The following is a 17452-nucleotide window of genomic DNA, read 5'->3' as shown; positions in this document are numbered from 1 at the left end:
AATGCCTAAAGACACATCAATTAAATCAGTTTTAATAATAGGTTCGGGACCTATTGTTATTGGTCAAGCTTGCGAATTCGACTATGCAGGTTCTCAATCTGCACGTTCTATTCGTGAAGAAGGAATTGAAGTTATCTTAATTAACTCGAATCCAGCGACGATTATGACCGACCCATCTATGGCCGATCATATTTATTTGAAACCATTAACGACAAAATCGATTATTGAAATTCTTAAGGAACATCCACAAATTGACGCTGTTTTACCAACAATGGGAGGACAAACTGCATTAAACTTGTGTTTGGAAGCTGAAGAAAAAGGAATCTGGCAGGATTTCGGAGTAAGATTAATCGGTGTTGATGTAAACGCAATTAATATTACAGAAGATAGAGAGCAGTTTAAACAGCTTTTAGAAAGAATTAATGTTCCAACTGCACCTGCAAAAACAGCTACTTCATATTTAGAAGGAAAAGAAATTGCACAAGAATTTGGATTTCCTTTAGTAATTCGTCCATCGTTTACACTTGGAGGAACTGGAGCAGCAGTAGTTTACAAAAAAGAAGATTTTGATGAGCTTTTAACTCGCGGACTTGAAGCTTCTCCAATTCACGAAGTTTTAATTGATAAAGCTTTAATGGGATGGAAAGAATATGAGTTAGAACTTTTAAGAGATAAAAACGATAATGTTGTAATTATCTGTTCTATCGAAAATATGGATCCAATGGGAATCCACACTGGAGATTCGATTACAGTTGCGCCGGCAATGACTTTGTCTGATACTACTTTCCAAAAATTACGTGACTACGCCATCTTAATGATGAGAAGTATCGGAAATTTTGCTGGAGGTTGTAATGTACAATTCGCAGTTTCTCCAGACGAAAAAGAAGATATCGTAGCGATCGAAATTAACCCTCGTGTATCTCGTTCTTCTGCATTGGCTTCAAAAGCAACTGGTTATCCAATTGCTAAAATTGCTTCTAAACTTGCTTTAGGATATAATTTAGATGAATTACAAAATCAAATTACAAAATCTACTTCGGCTCTTTTTGAACCAACTTTAGATTATGTAATCGTAAAAATACCGCGTTGGAACTTTGATAAATTCGAAGGATCTGACAGAACTTTAGGACTTCAAATGAAATCTGTAGGTGAGGTTATGGGAATCGGACGTTCTTTTCAAGAGGCGCTTCACAAAGCAACTCAATCTTTAGAAATTAAAAGAAATGGGTTAGGAGCTGACGGAAAAGGATATAAAGATTACGAGCAGATTATCGAAAAACTTACGTATGCAAGCTGGGATCGTGTTTTCGTAATTTATGATGCAATCGCAATGGGAATTCCGTTGAGTACGATTCATGAAATTACAAGAATCGATATGTGGTTCTTGAAACAATACGAAGAATTATATGTTTTAGAGAAAGAAATTTCAAACTATAAAATTTCTAATCTTCCTAAAGAATTGCTGCTTGAAGCGAAACAAAAAGGTTTTGCAGACAGACAAATCGCTCACATGATGAATTGTCTGGAAAGTGAAGTACATACTTTACGTATGGAAAAAAACATTAACCGTGTGTTTAAATTGGTTGATACTTGTGCGGCTGAGTTTAAAGCAAAAACACCTTATTACTACTCCACTTTTGAAGCAGAAATTGAAAAAGCAAACGGAGAGCGTTTTGTTGATAACGAAAGTGTTGTAACAGATAAAAAGAAAGTTATCGTTCTTGGTTCTGGACCAAACAGAATTGGTCAGGGAATTGAGTTTGATTATTCTTGTGTACACGGAGTTTTAGCAGCAAAAGAATGTGGTTACGAAACGATCATGATTAACTGTAATCCTGAAACAGTTTCTACAGATTTTGATACAGCTGATAAATTATATTTCGAACCAGTTTTCTGGGAACATATTTACGACATCATACAACACGAAAAACCAGAAGGTGTAATCGTTCAGCTTGGTGGTCAGACTGCACTTAAATTAGCAGATAAATTATCTAAATATGGTGTAAAAATCATCGGAACTAGTTTTGACGCACTTGATTTAGCAGAAGACAGAGGAAGATTCTCAGATTTATTGACAGAATTAAATATTCCTTTCCCAAGATTTGGAATTGCAGAAACTGCTGACGAAGCTTCAACTTTGGCTGACACTTTAGATTTCCCGCTTTTAATTCGCCCTTCTTATGTATTAGGAGGTCAGGGAATGAAAATTGTGATCAATAAGAAAGAGCTTGAAGAGCACGTTATCGATTTGTTGAAAACAATTCCAGGAAATAAATTATTGCTGGATCACTATTTAGCTGGAGCAATTGAAGCTGAAGCTGATGCCATTTGTGATGCTGATGGAAATGTTTACATCATCGGAATTATGGAGCATATTGAGCCTTGCGGTGTTCACTCTGGAGACAGTAACGCAACATTGCCTCCTTTTAACTTAGGAGAATTTGTAATGCAGCAAATTAAAGACCATACTTATAAAATCGCAAGAGCTTTAAAAACAGTAGGTTTAATAAATATTCAGTTTGCAATTAAAGATGATACGGTTTATATTATCGAGGCAAACCCAAGAGCTTCAAGAACGGTTCCGTTTATTGCAAAAGCTTACGGAGAACCTTATGTAAACTATGCTACAAAAGTAATGTTAGGTCATAATAAAGTAACTGACTTTGATTTCAACCCGCAATTAAAAGGGTACGCAATCAAACAACCCGTTTTCTCTTTCAGCAAGTTTCCGAACGTAAACAAAGCGCTAGGACCAGAAATGAAGTCAACAGGAGAAAGCATCTTGTTTATTGATGACTTAAAAGATGATCAATTCTATGAATTGTACTCTAGAAGAAAAATGTATTTGAGTAAATAATTCTCAGATTTATTATATGAAAAGCTCCAATGTAAATTGGAGCTTTTTCTTTTATAATAGTTTCCGTTAATAAATTAAAAGAAGAATATTTAATTAAAGTAGGAATTAACTTATTTTAGGTTTATTTTCGTGTGATTAATCTTAAAATAATTTGACTATTAGCCATGAAAAAGACAAAAAGAATAGTAATGATGATTGCTTTATGCTTCCCGCTACTTTTAATACAATGTAACAAAGATGAAAATAAAGTAATTGAAGAAGGGACATTAACCGAACAAGAAACACCTGAAATTAGTGCATTAATTAATTTTCTTTCGGAGAATTTAGGTCTGAATTCAAAAAAAATTATTTATGATTTAAATACGAGCACTTTTATAATTGATGGAGATGTATTGATGCCATTAGAAGAAGCAAGAGGACATTTTAATAATATAAAAACTAAAATTACAAATAAAACAAATCAAAGATTTAATGGTTTGCCAGTCTCTAAAGAAAATTCGGAGTTAATAAAAGTTTATATTGCTCCAGAAGTAACATCACAATGGAAAGTCGCAATAATTGAAGCAATAAGTAATTGGAATACTATAAATTCAAGTATCAATATCTCATTAGTAGATGTAGTAACACCTACAAGTATCAATGTAACGGCGTTAAATCAAGGAAAGAAATCAGGTGTAGTTGCCACAGCTTCATACCCTACTCACGATCGTCAACCTGGTAAATCTATTATAATAAATACTTATTATAATGGAAAAACAGCATCAGAAAAAGTCAGCGTAATGACTCATGAATTTGGTCACTGTTTCGGACTATATCATACTGATGATGATGGGGGACGATTAATACCTTGTACTCCAATTTCAGAAATGTCTTCTATAATGTTTTCGAAGGTTAGGGAATGGGAAGGGTTTTCTGTATTTGATAAAATTGCGATTAGTACTTTGTATCCTGTAGAATTAGGAGCAATAAAATTATATAGATTTAAAAGGAATGGATACTATTTTTACACAATAGATCCTTGTGAAATAACTAATGGCAAGGATGGCTATGTTTTTGATGGAGATTTAGGATATTTATATTCTACACAAGTATCTGGAACTGTGCCTTTATATAGGTCAATAAATGGTAGTGTTGAAAAAGGGCATAAATTAAGTAAATCTCAAATGGCTTCAAGTGATGTAATTTTAGGATATTTATATCTTGAACAATATCCTGGAACTACGGCTTTGTATTGTTATAAGAATTCTACACAAGACATCTATACAACCGACAATTCAGGACCTTTGTTAAGGCTGACTTATGGTTTCGTTCTGCATAAAATTGCTAAAAACGGCAAGTATGATGGGATTGTGTTCTAAACTAGCAATATTTCAAGCGATAAAAAAACCTCCAATGTAAATTGGAGGTTTTTTTATGATATGTCTCGTCCTAAAAAGTTGATAAGATTAGTGATATAAATTAATTTAATAGGAGCAGAGTCACTCAGAACGAATTGTATATTCCGTAGGAATATCTCATCGGTAGAAAAAAAAATGTATTATGTAGTATTTGTGTCCTGTAGGGACACCTGTTTTACGAAATGACAAATTCTGACGCATTAATCAAACGTTCCCTAGGAACGTATAGCTGAAATTGAAATTTAATTCGACCGATCAGAAATTCCTAGTGAATGATTTTTTTTCTTTTTTTAGAATTATTCACTTTGACCAAAGTTCATATTATCTCTTGTATTTTTCTGCACAGAAATAGCACCAAATAACGCTAACAAAAATGCAAATGCATAGAACCCTTTTTCGCTTGGCAGAATAGTAGCATTCCATAATCCTACAACTAAAAGAACGATTGATAGAAGTGTTCCGAACCAGCAGATTCCATAGTACATATCAGTTACAGGAAGTTTTTCAAGTCTGTCTCTAACACTTTTCTGCAATGAAACTACAGCAAAAAGTCCGAACATTAAAACTGTAAAGTAATATCCTTTTTCGTTTAAAAGCATTTCGGCTCTGGCAAGTCCAACAATAAATCCAATTGTTCCGGCTCCAAGAGCTACCCACGATGCCGCGATAAAGGCATTTGATGTTTTTTGTATCATATTAATTAGGTTTGTTTATTTATGAGATTTTGTTTTTTGGTAATTCCAAAACTCATTTTGTAAATGTAATTAAATTCGTCTATTGACAAAATAAAATCAAACCTAAATTAGTAAGTATTGTCTTCTTTATTCATGAAAAAAGAAAAGCTCCAAAACTGGAGCTTTCTTAGAATATAAAAGTAAGATGTTATTTTTTCATCAGTTGTTCTAAAGGTTTTAACTGATCCATATCTATTTTAGATTTTTGTAAAACAGACATTAATGTCATAATATTATTCGGATTCATATCTTCACCTAAAACACGAACTACAGCAAAACCAGTTTCTTTTCGGTTTAGGAACACTACAAACTCTTTAATATTGTCTTCTGATCCGACGTAGCTTACAGATGCACCATCTTTACCAGATCCAAATTTCATTAATTGTTCGTACTTTGGATTTTTTAAAATGGCATTCACTTTAGTTCTTTCTGTTTCAAACTGCGCCTGATTTTTATCATTTGCCTTGAAAGCCAGAATATTCATTTTTTCGAAAGAATTAACGGCTTCTGTCTGTTCAGCAGAAAGTTTCGTTTTTTCAAGATTTAAAATATTGGGTGAAATATCCAATGCGATAAAATCTTTGTTTTCTGTGTTTTCAACAAAATACTTTTGTAATGTTGGTTCAGAATTACAGCTTACTAAAGTTAGTACAGCCATAAGTGCTAAGGTGAAAATTTTTCCTTTCATTTTATTTTTTGCCTTTAGAAGCTTTCTTTAAGTCGGTACCGCCAGGAAGCTGCATTTTATCTGTTAATACTGAGATTTCGTTTAGATCAAAATTACCAGTTAAAGATAATAAAACAGTTTCATCATTTTTTGCTCCGTCAACAAACATTAGTAATTCTTTAATTTTTGTGTCTGTTGCACCAGATTTTACCATTATTCTAACATTTTTACCGCTGTCATTTACACGCATTAATTCTTCTAAGCCAGCTGTTTTTATGTATTTATCAGCTGTTGATTTCATATCGGCTTCGATTTTTGGATTTTTTGTGGTAAACACTTTTAGGTAATCCAATTTTTTGATTAGAGCAATGTACTGTTGTGTTTCTTTATCAGAAGCATCAACTTTTACTTTACTCATTAAGTCAAACATTTTTTTGTTGACAATTACTGATGTCACATCGTCTTGACCATCAAATTTGTCAAAAGCGGATTGTGCATAAAAAGTACTTGTTACGAATGCGAAAACTAGTGTTATGATTAAATTTTTCATTTTTCTGATTGATTTTAATTATTGCTTAAAAATTTTGTTTTTTGACTGTTCATATTCGTTAATGTATTGTACACTTTCAATACCCACATTAACATTGTTTGATAATAGAGCCAAAGCTTTTTGTGTAGCTTTAAGTGCTTCTTCAGGACTATCATAGGTTCCTAACTCTGTCTGCGAGGCTACTGTATTAGTAGTGATTTTTTGTTCGCCGGCAAAATAATAGGTTCCAATTCCGAGCATAATAACAGCTGAAGCTGCAATCGATAACCACGCTACGTTTCGTTTTTTAGTTTGTAGTGGAATCTCATACGTCGACTTCTGTTCTTTTGCTAGAGAGAAATAGCCAAACATAGGCTTGTAGTGCTCCAAATGCTGCGCAACATTCGGTGAAGAAAAATATTCTTTTAGTTGATTTTCTTCGGCAATAGTGGTTTCTCCCTGAAAGTATTTTTCAATTATTTCTTCTATTTTATTTAGTTCCATAAAGGTGTGTATTTGTCATTGATTCTCTTATTTTTTTTCTTGCTCTCGAAAGTGCCACTCGTATTGCAGTTTCGTTCATGTTGACAATTTTTGCTATTTCGTCAAATTCATATTGTTCAACATCACGGAGCTGAATTAATAACTGCATTTGTTCTGGCAGCTGATTTATAATTTTTTCAACCCATTCCAGACTATTTTCATCTTCCAGTTTTTTGTCTAACTGCGGTTCGCGATCTGTGAAATTATTATGAACAATCTGCAGATTACTCGCTCTTTTAGATTTTAACTGGTCAAGACAGTAATTCTTAGTCATTGTCATGGCCAAGGCCTCAACACTATTATAACTTTCGAGATTTTCTTTCTTGTTCCATAATTTCACCATTACTTCCTGAGTAGCATCTTCGGCTTCTTCAGTACTTGTAAGCAATCTTTTTGCCAGACGAAAAACTTTGTCTTTAAAAGGATTTATTAATTCTATAAATACAACTTGGTTCATTAAACTGATGGTTAATCGTTAGCTTATATATTCAAGACGAGGTACAATTAGATTTGTTACAACAAAAAACAAATTTTTTTTTACGTAAAAAAAATACTGCTTTTTTGACAAAGCTAAAACTAAAGATATTACTTTTACATCATACCACTAAGAAACCCAAATAATATGAAAACACTTTTAAAGAGCGCCCTGCTACTTTTCCTATTTGCTTTTTCTTTGCAATCTTGTGAAGATAATGATGATGTTGCCGCGCCGGCAGATTTACAAATTAATAGTTTTATCTGGAGAGGATTAAATGAAGTTTATTTATGGCAGGCCGATGTACCTAATTTGGCTGATAACCGTTTTGCTAACGAAAATGATTTCAATAGTTTTTTACGAGGATATTCTAAGCCAGAAGATTTGTTTGAAGATTTATTGAATAAACCAGAAAGTAAATATCCTAACGGAGATGCGATTGACCGTTTCAGCTGGATTGTTGATGACTACACTGTTTTGGAACAAGAACTAAGCGGAATCACAAAAAATAATGGTGTCGATTTTAGATTGAGCCTTATTTCTTCTGGTTCAAATGATGTTGTTGGATTTGTTCGTTATATTATACCAAATTCTGATGCCTCTACAAAAGCCATTAAACGTGGTGATTTGTTTACAAGCGTAAACGGAACAAAACTTACGGTTTCTAATTATCAGCAATTATTATTGAATCAAGATAGTTATACTTTAAATCTAGCTGATTATAATGGAACTACTTTTGTTTTGAATGGGAAATCGGTTGCTTTAACGAAAACGGTTTTAGAAGAAAATCCTATTTTGATTAATAAAGTAATTACTTCAGGAAGTCATAAAATTGGTTATTTAATGTATAATGGTTTTTATGCTGAATACGATGATAGACTTAATCAAGCATTTGGTGAATTAAAAGCGCAAGGAGCGACAGATTTAATTTTAGATCTTAGATATAATGGAGGAGGATCTATTACATCTTCAACCAGACTGGCAAGTATGATTACTGGACAGTTTGAAGGTCAGGTTTTTTCTAAAATGGAATTTAATGCCAAGCAAATGAAAAGTTTTACCAATGATGATTTGGAAAGTCTAAACGAAAGATTTGTCAATAATATTGATGGAAAAGCATTAAACAGTTTAAACTTAAATACAGTTTATATTATTACAACCGAAAGTACAGCATCTGCAAGTGAATTAATCATCAACGGATTGAAACCTTATATTAATGTAGTTCAAATTGGTGAAACAACAACAGGAAAAAATGTTGGATCGTTTACAGTTTACGATTCAGAAACATTGACAAAAAAGAATGTTAATCCAAATCATAAATACGCAATGCAGCCTTTGGTTTTAAAAATTACCAATTCGGCTAATTTTGGAGATTACACGCAAGGTTTACAGCCAACATATCAGCAATATGAGCAGGTAAGTACTTTTGGGGTTTTAGGAGAAACATCAGAACCATACCTAAATCTTGCAATTTCAAAAATTACAGGAACAACTGCTAAAAGAATTTTCAACGATTCAGAACCAGAACGTCCTTACTTAACAGATTCGAAAATTATCAACGGATTGAAACACGGTATGTATCTTAAAACTACACCAAAAGGATTTTAATTAAATTCTAAGAAATAAAAAAGGCTTTCAGAAATGAAAGCCTTTTTTCGTAAAAAAAACAAAAACTAATTCTAAGTAGTTTAAATTAATCGTTGAAGTAAAAACCGTTTGATCCTGCTCCAGTTGCTAATTCTTTTAATAAACTTCCAGACAAGCTGTAAATAAATGCTTTACTGTCTTTATCGAATTTTGCATCTGCTACATAAAAACGATTATCTTCAACTGTAAATCCGTATATATAAGCAGCAGGTGTTGTAACAATTGCTGTTGTAGAAGGAGCTGTTGCGTTAATACCCATAGCATAAACAGAACTTCCTGCTGTATAATAAATTTTGTCGTCTTCAATATCCATTAAACTAACTCCAGCTAAACTTTCTGGGAATGCAATTTTAGAAATTGATTTATCTGACATTTTCACTTTTACTAATTCTCCAGTACCTGTAAAAGGAGCTCTTAAAATGAATAAAGTACCATTTTCTTCTTCGATGCAATCTGCGCTGTAACCAATTTCTAAAGACTCAACTGCTTTTGTAGCAATATTTACAATTAGCAGTTTACTGCTGCTGTTTGGTTCAGTGATGTACAATTTACCATCTTCTAAAACCAATCTGTTTGCAGTTGCATTTAATTCAATTTTTGATTCTACTTTATTAGTAGCCAAATTAATTACCGCAACAAAATCGTCCGTATCTCCAGTCGCTGGGTTAATGTACGAGTAAGTGTTTGCGTTTGTAACATACGCTTTTCCATCTTTTACAACACCGTATCTTGGAGTTGCAAGACCTGAATCGATTTTTGCAATTAATTTAAAAGTATATCGGTTTACTACATTGATTACGTTAGATCCACCAGAAATAATATAAGCTTTATCTCCGTCAAAAAAGATATTCTGTAAATAGCCTCCAATTAAATCACTTCCATTTTCTGCTTTATAAGCATCTTTTGTAAATACACTAAAATCATTACTAGAGAATGATACACTTCCAACATCTGAACTTCCTTCATTCAAAATAAAAAAACCATTGTCATAAGCACCTTTTGGAGTATCGTCATCATCGCTTGAACAAGAAACGAATAACGAAATGCTTAACGCTATTAAAAGTAATTTACTAAACTTCATATATTAAAATTTTAAGGTTATATACATATTAAAATTACGGCCTGGCATTGGCCTGTTTTCTAAACTTTCGTAGTCTTTATTTAAAAGGTTTAAAACTTGAAAACCTACTTTAAAAGAATCTAAAAATTTTAGATCATAATCAATTCCGATATTTGAAATTAAATAATCGTTTATAATTTCATCAGGATTATTGTCTGCTCTTGTATAAACAAATCCGTTATATAGAACTTGATAATAAGCGCTGATTTTATTTCTAGAATACGAAACGGCGCCAGTAGCTTTATTAAAAGGAACAAAAAACAGCTGATTTTTTGTTTCATCATCCTGTGATACTGTGTAAGCGTATGTTGCATTTACTGCAAAATTGTTTTTGCCATAACTCTTTTTCCAGCTCAATAAAGTTTCAGTTCCGTAACTGTTTACTTTGTCTTGGTTTTGTGGTGTCCAAATACCGTTTGCACCTGGAACCCACTGCAGCATATCTTTTATTTTTATGTAATAGAAATTCTGTGTCCAGGAAATATTTTTGAACGTAAACACATTTCCAATTTCTGCTTGATAAGAGCTTTCAGGTTTTAGATCTGGATTTCCACCTGTTTCCCAATACAAATCATTGTATGTTGGAATTCTGAAATTTCTGGAAACATTCAATTTTAAATTATATAAATCATTGAATTTATAAGAAGAACCGAAGTTGAATAATAGCGGCGATTTATAATTATCGGTAAATTCTTTTCTTATTCCAAGTTCATTTTTCCAGTTACTGCCAATATCTTGTCTTACTAATAAAGAAGCCGAACTAATTTCGCGAACATGGTCTCCAAAACTAGTTCCGTAACCATTTGTTCTGCTGTAATCGGCAATTCCGTTGATGTGAGTAGATTTAAATAAAGTATAATCTAAATCTAATTTTGTAATTAAATTTTCGGTTTTTCCGTAAGTAAAGTTGTTACTTGAATTGTCAGCAAAATATTGATAGTTTTCAAAAATATATGCTGTTTTAAAGTTCGTTTTCAGCTTTCCGTAATTTCCATCGTATTCCAACAGATTTCTATTAAAACCATTCACATATTTACTTTTCGTTTCCGATTCTGTAATTAGAGAAGTATTTCGATCGGTGTTCGAAGTCTGGCTGTAAAGCTTTAAAACATGGTTTTCGTTTATTTTATAACCCACATTTGCATTCAAAGTAATAATGTCATACTGCCCATTTTGGTTCCAGCGCTGTTCGCCTCTCCAAGTGTATCGATTTAAATATTTGTAATCGTTCGTCGAGCTGTTTTTAGAAAAACCAAGCTGCGTACTCCATTTTTTGTTAGAAATAGAAGTTTTATAATTGATTCCAATAGTATTAAAACTTCCGTAATCTAGTTTTAAATTATTCTCAAAACGATTAAAAAAGACCAAATCGTTATTTAAATGCACCGTTCCTCCAATGGCGCCACTTCCGTAAATAACACTTCCACCTCCGGCTTTTACACTAACTGAATTATAATCGGAACCAGAAATGGTGTTGAAATCCGTGCTTCCATTCATTTGGGAATTGATATTGATTCCGTTCCATATTACTGCAGTCTGCGAAGAAGTAGTCCCTCTAAACGAAACAGTAGAAAGCATTCCGCGTCCATATTCTTTGAAATATAAAGTAGAATTAAAGTTTAATAAGTCGGTTAGTAAAGCTTCGTTTTTATTGATAACAGAATCGGTAAGCCTTAAAACAGATTGTGAAGTAGAATATTTTTTAAGATTTGCGTCAGAAACGACAACTTCTTTTAGGTTATTAATAGAATCGCTCTGCGCCATAGTTATTTGGCACAACAACAGTAAACAAAAAGCAAAACCTAGTTTTATAGTCATAATTTCTACACTCTTTTTCCCGAGAGTTCGATATTGGTTACAAAGGCAGGTCTCCTGGCTTGCGTTTTGTTGTTACCTTCCCATTCGTCCAGCGAACAGTGGTTTTGCAGTTACAACAAACATTCTTTTAGAACTTAGCTTACAGTTGCGGGTACAGCTCAAGAAATTACTTGATTCCCTTTTAATGTGTTTATAAAAACACAACCTTAATTTGCTGCAAAGATAAAGTTAAAAATATTGAATATTCAAATTTGTTTCACTTTTAGGGCTTAATAGTCAAACAAAATGGATATTTATAATTCGATTCTGATAACTTCTCCAAAATCGACTTTATTATTAAATGCATCTTTTAAAGGAAGTGAAGTTTGATGACACAAAATACTTCTTATAATTCCCGCATGAGTGACAATAATTACGGGCGTTTTTATTTTTGAAATTTCATTGGATAAAAAATCACCAACTCTTTCATGTAATTCTGTGAAAGATTCGCCGTTTGAGACTTTGATATTTACAAAATCTTCCATCCAAGGATTAAGTTCTTCGGGCAGAATTTCGTTCCAGTTTTTCAATTCCCAATCTCCAAAATTCATTTCTTTTAAACGTTCGTCTTCTTGATAAAAAACGGCATTTGTGTTTTTCTGAATATGCTTTGCCAGAATGGAGCAACGCTTTAACGGACTCGAAAAAACAACAGCCTCTGATGGTAATTTAGAAATAATTTGACCAAATATTTCGTCAAAAGGTTCAGCAATTTCTACATCAGATTGTCCGTAACAAATTCCTTTTTCACAGATAGTTTCGGTATGACGGACTAAATAAATTTCCATAAAAATAAAATACTTAAATAGTAGATAACTTCACAAACTTGCTGCGTTGCACCAAGACAATCTCCCGTATAGCCGTCGATCCATTTTTGAAAATATCGGGCTAAAAAATAACGGTTTATAAAAACAGGAATTACAGCCAATATTACTTTATGATCGAAATAGGAGAGTGTAAATAGGGGAATAAGTCCAAAAAAGAACGAACCAAAAACTTCTTTCCAAGTATATTGCTTTGCAATAGGTTTGCTTTTGCTCGAAGCATCTTCACGAGAATATTGATGGGTAAAAATGATAGAAATCGCAGCCAAACGACTTAAGGAATGAGCGGAAATAAATAAGAGAAAAATTTTAAAAACTGCCATGTCATCATAAACTTGAAATAGCAAAATAGATTCTGATAGCAATCTAAATTTTAATAAAAAAAGCAAAACCAATCCGATTGCTCCGTAAACTCCAATGGCACTGTCTTTCATAATCATCAGGATTTTTTCTTTCGTCCAGCCTCCGCCAAAACCGTCGCAGACATCTGCAAAACCATCTTCATGAAAGGCTCCAGTTGTTAAAACGGAAATCACGATCGAAAAAATAACAGCCGTTTCTATTGAAAGAAAAAGAGAAAAAAGATAAAAAGCCAGAAATGACATGCTCCCAACAATCCATCCAATAAAAGGAAAATATCTTGTGGCTTTATTTAAATAATCTGGATCATGCGTTATGTTTTTTGGACATGGAATTCTAGTGTAGAACATTAAGCAGGTAAAGAAAATATGTAGTTCTTTTTTCATTTAGGTTGTGATTATTTGGCTAAAGCCTTTTTTGGATTTCAAATTTACAACTTCCAGATAAATCTGGAGGCAATTCAAAAAATCTAAATAATTTTTTATGATTTGATAGAATTAAAGTATAAATATCAAGTATTAAAGAAATTATTTAGTTCTTTTTTCATTTAGGTTGTGGTTATTTGGCTAAAGCCTTTTGGGTTTCAAATTTATAACCTCCAGATAAATCTGGAGGCAATTCAAAAAAACTAAATAATTCTATAATTTGATAGGATTAGAGTAAAAATATTAAAGTATTAAAGAAATTATTTAGTTCTTTTTCATTTAGATTGTGATTATTTGGCTAAAGCCTTTTTTGGGTTTCAAATTTACAACCTCCAGATAAATCTGGAGGCAACTCAGAAAAAATCTAAATAATTTTTATGATTTGATAGAATTAAAGTAAAAATATCAAGTATTAAAGAAATTATTTAGTTCTTTTTCATTTAGGTTGTGATTATTTGGCTAAAGCCTTTTGGGTTTCAAATTTATAGCCTCCCGATAAATCTGGAGGCAATTCAAAAAAACTAAATCATTTTATGTTATACCCTTCAGATAAATTTGGGGGCAATTCATAAAAATAAAAAGTATTGACAATGTTTTATGAATAGCCAACATCTTTAGATGTGGGTTTACTTATTGATTCTAACGAGGGCTTTAGCCAAACCTTTTTTTATAAATACTTAAACCCAAATTTGATCATAAACTCCTCATATTCTTCTTGAAAAGTTTTCTTTTTGTGATGTTCTTCTTGATTTTTAATATAATCTCGAACTTTATCCACCATTGATTCTGAAACTGAAACAGCAAAATATTCATCCTGCCATTCAAATCTTTCTTTAGTCAATTTATTTTTATTGATCCAATACGAAGATTCACCTTTTAATAATTGTATTATTTTTTGAATTGTTTGATCATTACCTAGTGAAATTAGACAATGGCAATGATCTGAATATCCACTAATAAAATCTAAATATATTTCTTTTTTTAATGCATTTTCTTGGATGTGATGCCAAACTTCTTTACGAAGCTCAATTGAATTTAAAAATGGAAATCTATTCTTAGTACTCCAAACGCAATGAATATAAACTTTAGTAAAAGGCATATATGAATTTTTAAATCAATTTTAAATAACTCTTCAAAGTTATAAACTGTTGTTTAAAAATGAAAGCTATTTCCTGCTTATTCCAGCGCTTTCAAAACTAGCCATTTCATTTAAAAATACCTCAGCCGATTTTAAAATAGGAAAAGCAATTGCGCAGCCGGTTCCTTCGCCTAATCGTAAATCAAGATTTAAAATAGGTTTTGCATCTAAATAATCTAATAATTTTTGATGTGCTTTTTCTGCAGAGCAATGGCAAAAAACGGCATTTTTCTTAATATTCGGATTGATTTTGGAAGCAATTAAAAAAGCTGTCGTGCAAATAAAACCATCAACCAAAAGCAGCATTTTATTATCGAAAGCCGCGAGCATCCCGCCAGCCATTTGAATAATCTCAAAACCGCCAAAATAGGCGAGCTGCGAAATTAAATCGGCTTGACCGGAATAATTTCCGATTGCTTTTTGGAGTAAATTTTGTTTATGAATTAATTTTTCATTTTCAACTCCAGTTCCTTTCCCAACACATTCTTCTATAGGAAACTCAGTTAAAAGGCTCATTAAAGCAGAAGCTGTTGAAGTATTTCCAATTCCCATTTCACCAAAGCCGATACAATTTGAACCTGTTTTTGCGATATTTTCTACGATGGATTTTCCTTTCTCAAAACACAATTTAACTTCAGATTCACTCATCGCAGGAACGTGTAAAAAAGATTGGGTTCCTTTAGCGATTTTAGCATCAATCAATTTTGTATTTGTAGGGAAATCATAATTAACGCCAGCATCTACAATCGATAATTCAATATCATTTTGATTACAGAAAACATTTATTGCTGCACCATTTTCTAGAAAATTAGTTACCATTTGACGCGTGACATCTTGCGGATAATCGCTTACACCATGATTCGCAATTCCGTGATCTGCTGCAAAAACAACAATGTTCGGATTTATAATTTTTGGATTTAAAGTCTCAAAAACATTCGCCATTTGAAAAGCTAGAGTTTCTAAAGTTCCTAAAGAACCTAAAGGTTTGGTTTTTGAATCTATTTTTTCTTGAAGAAGAGTAGTGAAATCAAATTCAGTTTCAATTTCATCTTCTGATTTATATTGAGAATCCGGAATGTTTATTTTATGAATTTCTGTAATTTCGGTACAAATTGGCGCTTCTGATTTCTGTTTCCAATGCAGCTGCTGCAACATGGGCTGATTGTTGTAATTGGTTGCGGGTTTTCCGATGCAGAAGTAACCAAGCGGTTCTATATCTTCGGGTAGATCGAGGATTTTTTTAAACTGATAATAATTTAAAATCGAAACCCATCCCATTCCGTAACCTTGTTCCGTCAGGGAAAGCCAAATATTTTGCGCAGCACAAACCGAACTAAATTTCACCGCTTCGTTACTGCCGATAGTTCCAATAGTAAACTGATTCAGCACAGAACGATCATACGCAATAATAAGTCCGATTGGAGCTTCTTCGATTGCCTCTAACTTTAGCGATCGGTACAACTCTTTCTGTTCTGGATTGTCAGTGAGTTCTTCAGCTTTTTTATTGTAATCTAAAAAAAGCTTTTTAATCGAGTTTTTTACTTCATCCGATTTAATGATATAATATCTCGTCGCATCTGTCAGTCCAACAGATGGCGCCCAATGTCCTGCCTGAAGAGCTTTCTGAATTACTTCGTCAGGAACTTCATCGGTGGTAAAATGTCGGGTGTCGCGGCGTGATTTTAATATATCGTCTAGATTGCTCATTTTAAATTCCAATTTTTTAAATTCCAAATTCCAAATGTGAAAATGGATAACATTCTAGTAAAGATAAAGTATACCTTTCGAATTTGAAATTTAAAATTTGGAATTTCTGTTCTAAGCTTTGGAATTTGGAATTTAAAAAATTGGAATTTTCTTTTGTAAGCTTTGGGATTTGGAATTTAAATTTTGCAATTTCTGTTCTAAGCTTTGGAATTTGGAATTTAAAAAATTGGAATTTTCTTTTGTAAGCTTTGGAATTTGAAATTTAAAAATTTGGAATTTTCTTTTTTAAGATTTGGAATTTTCTCACTTTATCTTAACCGAAATTCCCGAAACCATCAAGAAAACTTCATCTGCATTTGAAGCCAGAAACTGATTCATCCAGCCTTGTAGTTCGGTAAATTTTCTTCCAATTTCTGTTGAAGCATGAACGCCCATTCCAATTTCATTTGTTACAATAATTAGATTAGTGTCTTTTTGACTGGCTATCGAGAGAAATTCTTTTTTTGCTTCTTCTAAACTTAAAGCAACATCATTTTTATGATCTACAAAAAAGTTAGTCAACCAAAGCGTTACACAGTCGATTAAAGCTGTTTTTTGAGAGAAATCAATTTCACTTAGATATTTTTCCTTTTCAATATTCGTCCAGCGCTCGTCCCTTTCCTGCTGATGTCTGTCAATTCGGTTTTGAAAATCGGCATCCCATTTTCTAGCTGTTGCCACATATATAGGTGCGTTGGAAAGTTCTAAAGCTAATTTTTGAGCAAAACTGCTTTTTCCAGATCTTTCACCTCCCGTTATCAAGTAAATCATTTATAATTATTAATTGTTAATTGTTAATTGTTAATTTTTTTGAAGCTGATTGACTTTAGAAGTTTTAATAATGCTGGTTATTAATTTTAAAATTGAAATTGCATCATTATTGATGTTTTCAAATTCTTTTTCGTTTAAACGACATCATTAGCTTCTTTTTGCACAATGGCAAATTTATGAATAAAATCACTTTTACTTTCTGCATGTTCTGCTTTTCTAATCATTACTCCAATACTTGTTCCCGATCTTAGAAGTTGTTTTGAAAGTATAAATTCTTTTTTCTCATTATTAAGATATTGATATAGTTTGACAATTCTGATTGCAAAATCAAAACTTTTACTTTTTATGACGTTGCTTTTCAT

15 protein-coding genes, 1 pseudogene and 1 riboswitch are annotated in these 17452 nt (G+C 32.3%); of the genes and pseudogenes, 3 read left to right on the top strand and 13 right to left on the bottom strand.

Going from position 1 to position 17452, the window contains the following annotated elements; translation table 11 throughout:
• Position 1: 1 nt before the first annotated feature.
• Positions 2 to 2857 carry a carbamoyl-phosphate synthase large subunit gene (gene carB, locus BSF42_RS05640; RefSeq protein WP_095952139.1) on the top strand — a complete coding sequence of 952 codons (2856 nt, stop codon included), beginning with the start codon at positions 2 to 4 and terminating at the stop codon, positions 2855 to 2857.
• 164 nt (positions 2858 to 3021) lie between these two features.
• Complete coding sequence (locus BSF42_RS05635; protein WP_095952138.1) at positions 3022 to 4215, top strand: M57 family metalloprotease; 1194 nt, start codon at positions 3022 to 3024, stop codon at positions 4213 to 4215.
• 335 nt (positions 4216 to 4550) lie between these two features.
• Here BSF42_RS05635 and yiaA read toward each other — a convergent pair whose 3' ends face one another.
• From yiaA to BSF42_RS05610, 5 genes are all read right to left on the bottom strand, one after another.
• Positions 4551 to 4949: an inner membrane protein YiaA gene (gene yiaA / locus BSF42_RS05630; RefSeq protein ID WP_095952137.1), complete on the bottom strand. Its 399-nt coding sequence runs from the start codon at positions 4947 to 4949 to the stop codon at positions 4551 to 4553.
• Between the two features lie 187 nt (positions 4950 to 5136).
• On the bottom strand, positions 5137 to 5676 hold the full coding sequence (locus BSF42_RS05625) for a DUF4252 domain-containing protein (protein ID WP_095952136.1): 540 nt from the start codon (positions 5674 to 5676) through the stop codon (positions 5137 to 5139).
• Between the two features lies 1 nt (position 5677).
• A complete protein-coding gene (locus tag BSF42_RS05620; protein WP_095952135.1) occupies positions 5678 to 6205 on the bottom strand; it encodes a DUF4252 domain-containing protein in 528 nt (175 codons plus the stop codon).
• 18 nt (positions 6206 to 6223) lie between these two features.
• Positions 6224 to 6688, bottom strand: coding sequence for a hypothetical protein (locus tag BSF42_RS05615; protein WP_095952134.1), 465 nt, complete (start codon positions 6686 to 6688; stop codon positions 6224 to 6226).
• On the bottom strand, positions 6675 to 7184 hold the full coding sequence (locus BSF42_RS05610; protein WP_095952133.1) for an RNA polymerase sigma factor: 510 nt from the start codon (positions 7182 to 7184) through the stop codon (positions 6675 to 6677). The genes BSF42_RS05615 and BSF42_RS05610 overlap by 14 nt, the downstream gene beginning before the upstream one ends.
• Positions 7185 to 7349: 165 nt before the next feature.
• Between BSF42_RS05610 and BSF42_RS05605 the strand changes: the two genes are divergently transcribed.
• Entirely contained in the window at positions 7350 to 8810 is a 1461-nt protein-coding gene (locus tag BSF42_RS05605) for a S41 family peptidase (RefSeq protein WP_095952132.1), read from the top strand.
• A gap of 85 nt (positions 8811 to 8895) precedes the next feature.
• Here BSF42_RS05605 and BSF42_RS05600 read toward each other — a convergent pair whose 3' ends face one another.
• The 8 genes and pseudogenes from BSF42_RS05600 to BSF42_RS05565 all read right to left on the bottom strand — a co-directional run bounded on the left by BSF42_RS05600 (position 8896) and on the right by BSF42_RS05565 (position 17452).
• Entirely contained in the window at positions 8896 to 9930 is a 1035-nt protein-coding gene (locus tag BSF42_RS05600) for a YncE family protein (protein WP_095952131.1), read from the bottom strand.
• Positions 9931 to 9933: 3 nt separating this feature from the next.
• Positions 9934 to 11787 carry a TonB-dependent siderophore receptor gene (locus tag BSF42_RS05595; protein ID WP_095952428.1) on the bottom strand — a complete coding sequence of 618 codons (1854 nt, stop codon included), beginning with the start codon at positions 11785 to 11787 and terminating at the stop codon, positions 9934 to 9936.
• A gap of 26 nt (positions 11788 to 11813) precedes the next feature.
• Positions 11814 to 12011: riboswitch (cobalamin riboswitch) on the bottom strand.
• Positions 12012 to 12080: 69 nt separating this feature from the next.
• The gene (cobC, locus tag BSF42_RS05590) at positions 12081 to 12614 is read right to left on the bottom strand and encodes an alpha-ribazole phosphatase (RefSeq protein WP_095952130.1); all 534 of its coding nucleotides are present in this window, start codon (positions 12612 to 12614) and stop codon (positions 12081 to 12083) included.
• Positions 12599 to 13396, bottom strand: a complete 798-nt coding sequence (locus BSF42_RS05585; protein WP_095952129.1) for an adenosylcobinamide-GDP ribazoletransferase — start codon at positions 13394 to 13396, stop codon at positions 12599 to 12601. Before BSF42_RS05585 ends, cobC begins: the two co-directional genes overlap by 16 nt.
• 706 nt (positions 13397 to 14102) lie before the next feature.
• Positions 14103 to 14534: an IS200/IS605 family transposase gene (tnpA, locus tag BSF42_RS05580; RefSeq protein WP_095952128.1), complete on the bottom strand. Its 432-nt coding sequence runs from the start codon at positions 14532 to 14534 to the stop codon at positions 14103 to 14105.
• A gap of 66 nt (positions 14535 to 14600) precedes the next feature.
• The gene (gene cobT, locus BSF42_RS05575) at positions 14601 to 16280 is read right to left on the bottom strand and encodes a nicotinate-nucleotide--dimethylbenzimidazole phosphoribosyltransferase (RefSeq protein WP_095952427.1); all 1680 of its coding nucleotides are present in this window, start codon (positions 16278 to 16280) and stop codon (positions 14601 to 14603) included.
• A 303-nt stretch (positions 16281 to 16583) separates the two neighbouring features.
• A complete protein-coding gene (gene cobU / locus BSF42_RS05570; RefSeq protein ID WP_095952127.1) occupies positions 16584 to 17090 on the bottom strand; it encodes a bifunctional adenosylcobinamide kinase/adenosylcobinamide-phosphate guanylyltransferase in 507 nt (168 codons plus the stop codon).
• A 30-nt stretch (positions 17091 to 17120) separates the two neighbouring features.
• Positions 17121 to 17452: pseudogene (locus tag BSF42_RS05565) on the bottom strand (four helix bundle protein).

The sequence above is a fragment of the Flavobacterium sp. ACN6 genome, assembly GCF_002304005.1.
Classification (GTDB): Bacteria; Bacteroidota; Bacteroidia; order Flavobacteriales; family Flavobacteriaceae; genus Flavobacterium.
Note: the sequence above shows the minus strand (reverse complement) of the source record. Positions and strands in the feature narration are given on the sequence as shown.

Bases quoted from the DNA above. Each gene is read 5' to 3' on its own strand.
- carB (WP_095952139.1), top strand. From the start codon at position 2: ATGCCTAAAGACACATCAATTAAATCAGTTTTAATAATAGGTTCGGGA.
- BSF42_RS05635 (WP_095952138.1), top strand. From the start codon at position 3,022: ATGAAAAAGACAAAAAGAATAGTAATGATGATTGCTTTATGCTTCCCG.
- yiaA (WP_095952137.1), bottom strand. From the start codon at position 4,949: ATGATACAAAAAACATCAAATGCCTTTATCGCGGCATCGTGGGTAGCT.
- BSF42_RS05625 (WP_095952136.1), bottom strand. From the start codon at position 5,676: ATGAAAGGAAAAATTTTCACCTTAGCACTTATGGCTGTACTAACTTTA.
- BSF42_RS05620 (WP_095952135.1), bottom strand. From the start codon at position 6,205: ATGAAAAATTTAATCATAACACTAGTTTTCGCATTCGTAACAAGTACT.
- BSF42_RS05615 (WP_095952134.1), bottom strand. From the start codon at position 6,688: ATGGAACTAAATAAAATAGAAGAAATAATTGAAAAATACTTTCAGGGA.
- BSF42_RS05610 (WP_095952133.1), bottom strand. From the start codon at position 7,184: ATGAACCAAGTTGTATTTATAGAATTAATAAATCCTTTTAAAGACAAA.
- BSF42_RS05605 (WP_095952132.1), top strand. From the start codon at position 7,350: ATGAAAACACTTTTAAAGAGCGCCCTGCTACTTTTCCTATTTGCTTTT.
- BSF42_RS05600 (WP_095952131.1), bottom strand. From the start codon at position 9,930: ATGAAGTTTAGTAAATTACTTTTAATAGCGTTAAGCATTTCGTTATTC.
- BSF42_RS05595 (WP_095952428.1), bottom strand. From the start codon at position 11,787: ATGACTATAAAACTAGGTTTTGCTTTTTGTTTACTGTTGTTGTGCCAA.
- cobC (WP_095952130.1), bottom strand. From the start codon at position 12,614: ATGGAAATTTATTTAGTCCGTCATACCGAAACTATCTGTGAAAAAGGA.
- BSF42_RS05585 (WP_095952129.1), bottom strand. From the start codon at position 13,396: ATGAAAAAAGAACTACATATTTTCTTTACCTGCTTAATGTTCTACACT.
- tnpA (WP_095952128.1), bottom strand. From the start codon at position 14,534: ATGCCTTTTACTAAAGTTTATATTCATTGCGTTTGGAGTACTAAGAAT.
- cobT (WP_095952427.1), bottom strand. From the start codon at position 16,280: ATGAGCAATCTAGACGATATATTAAAATCACGCCGCGACACCCGACAT.
- cobU (WP_095952127.1), bottom strand. From the start codon at position 17,090: ATGATTTACTTGATAACGGGAGGTGAAAGATCTGGAAAAAGCAGTTTT.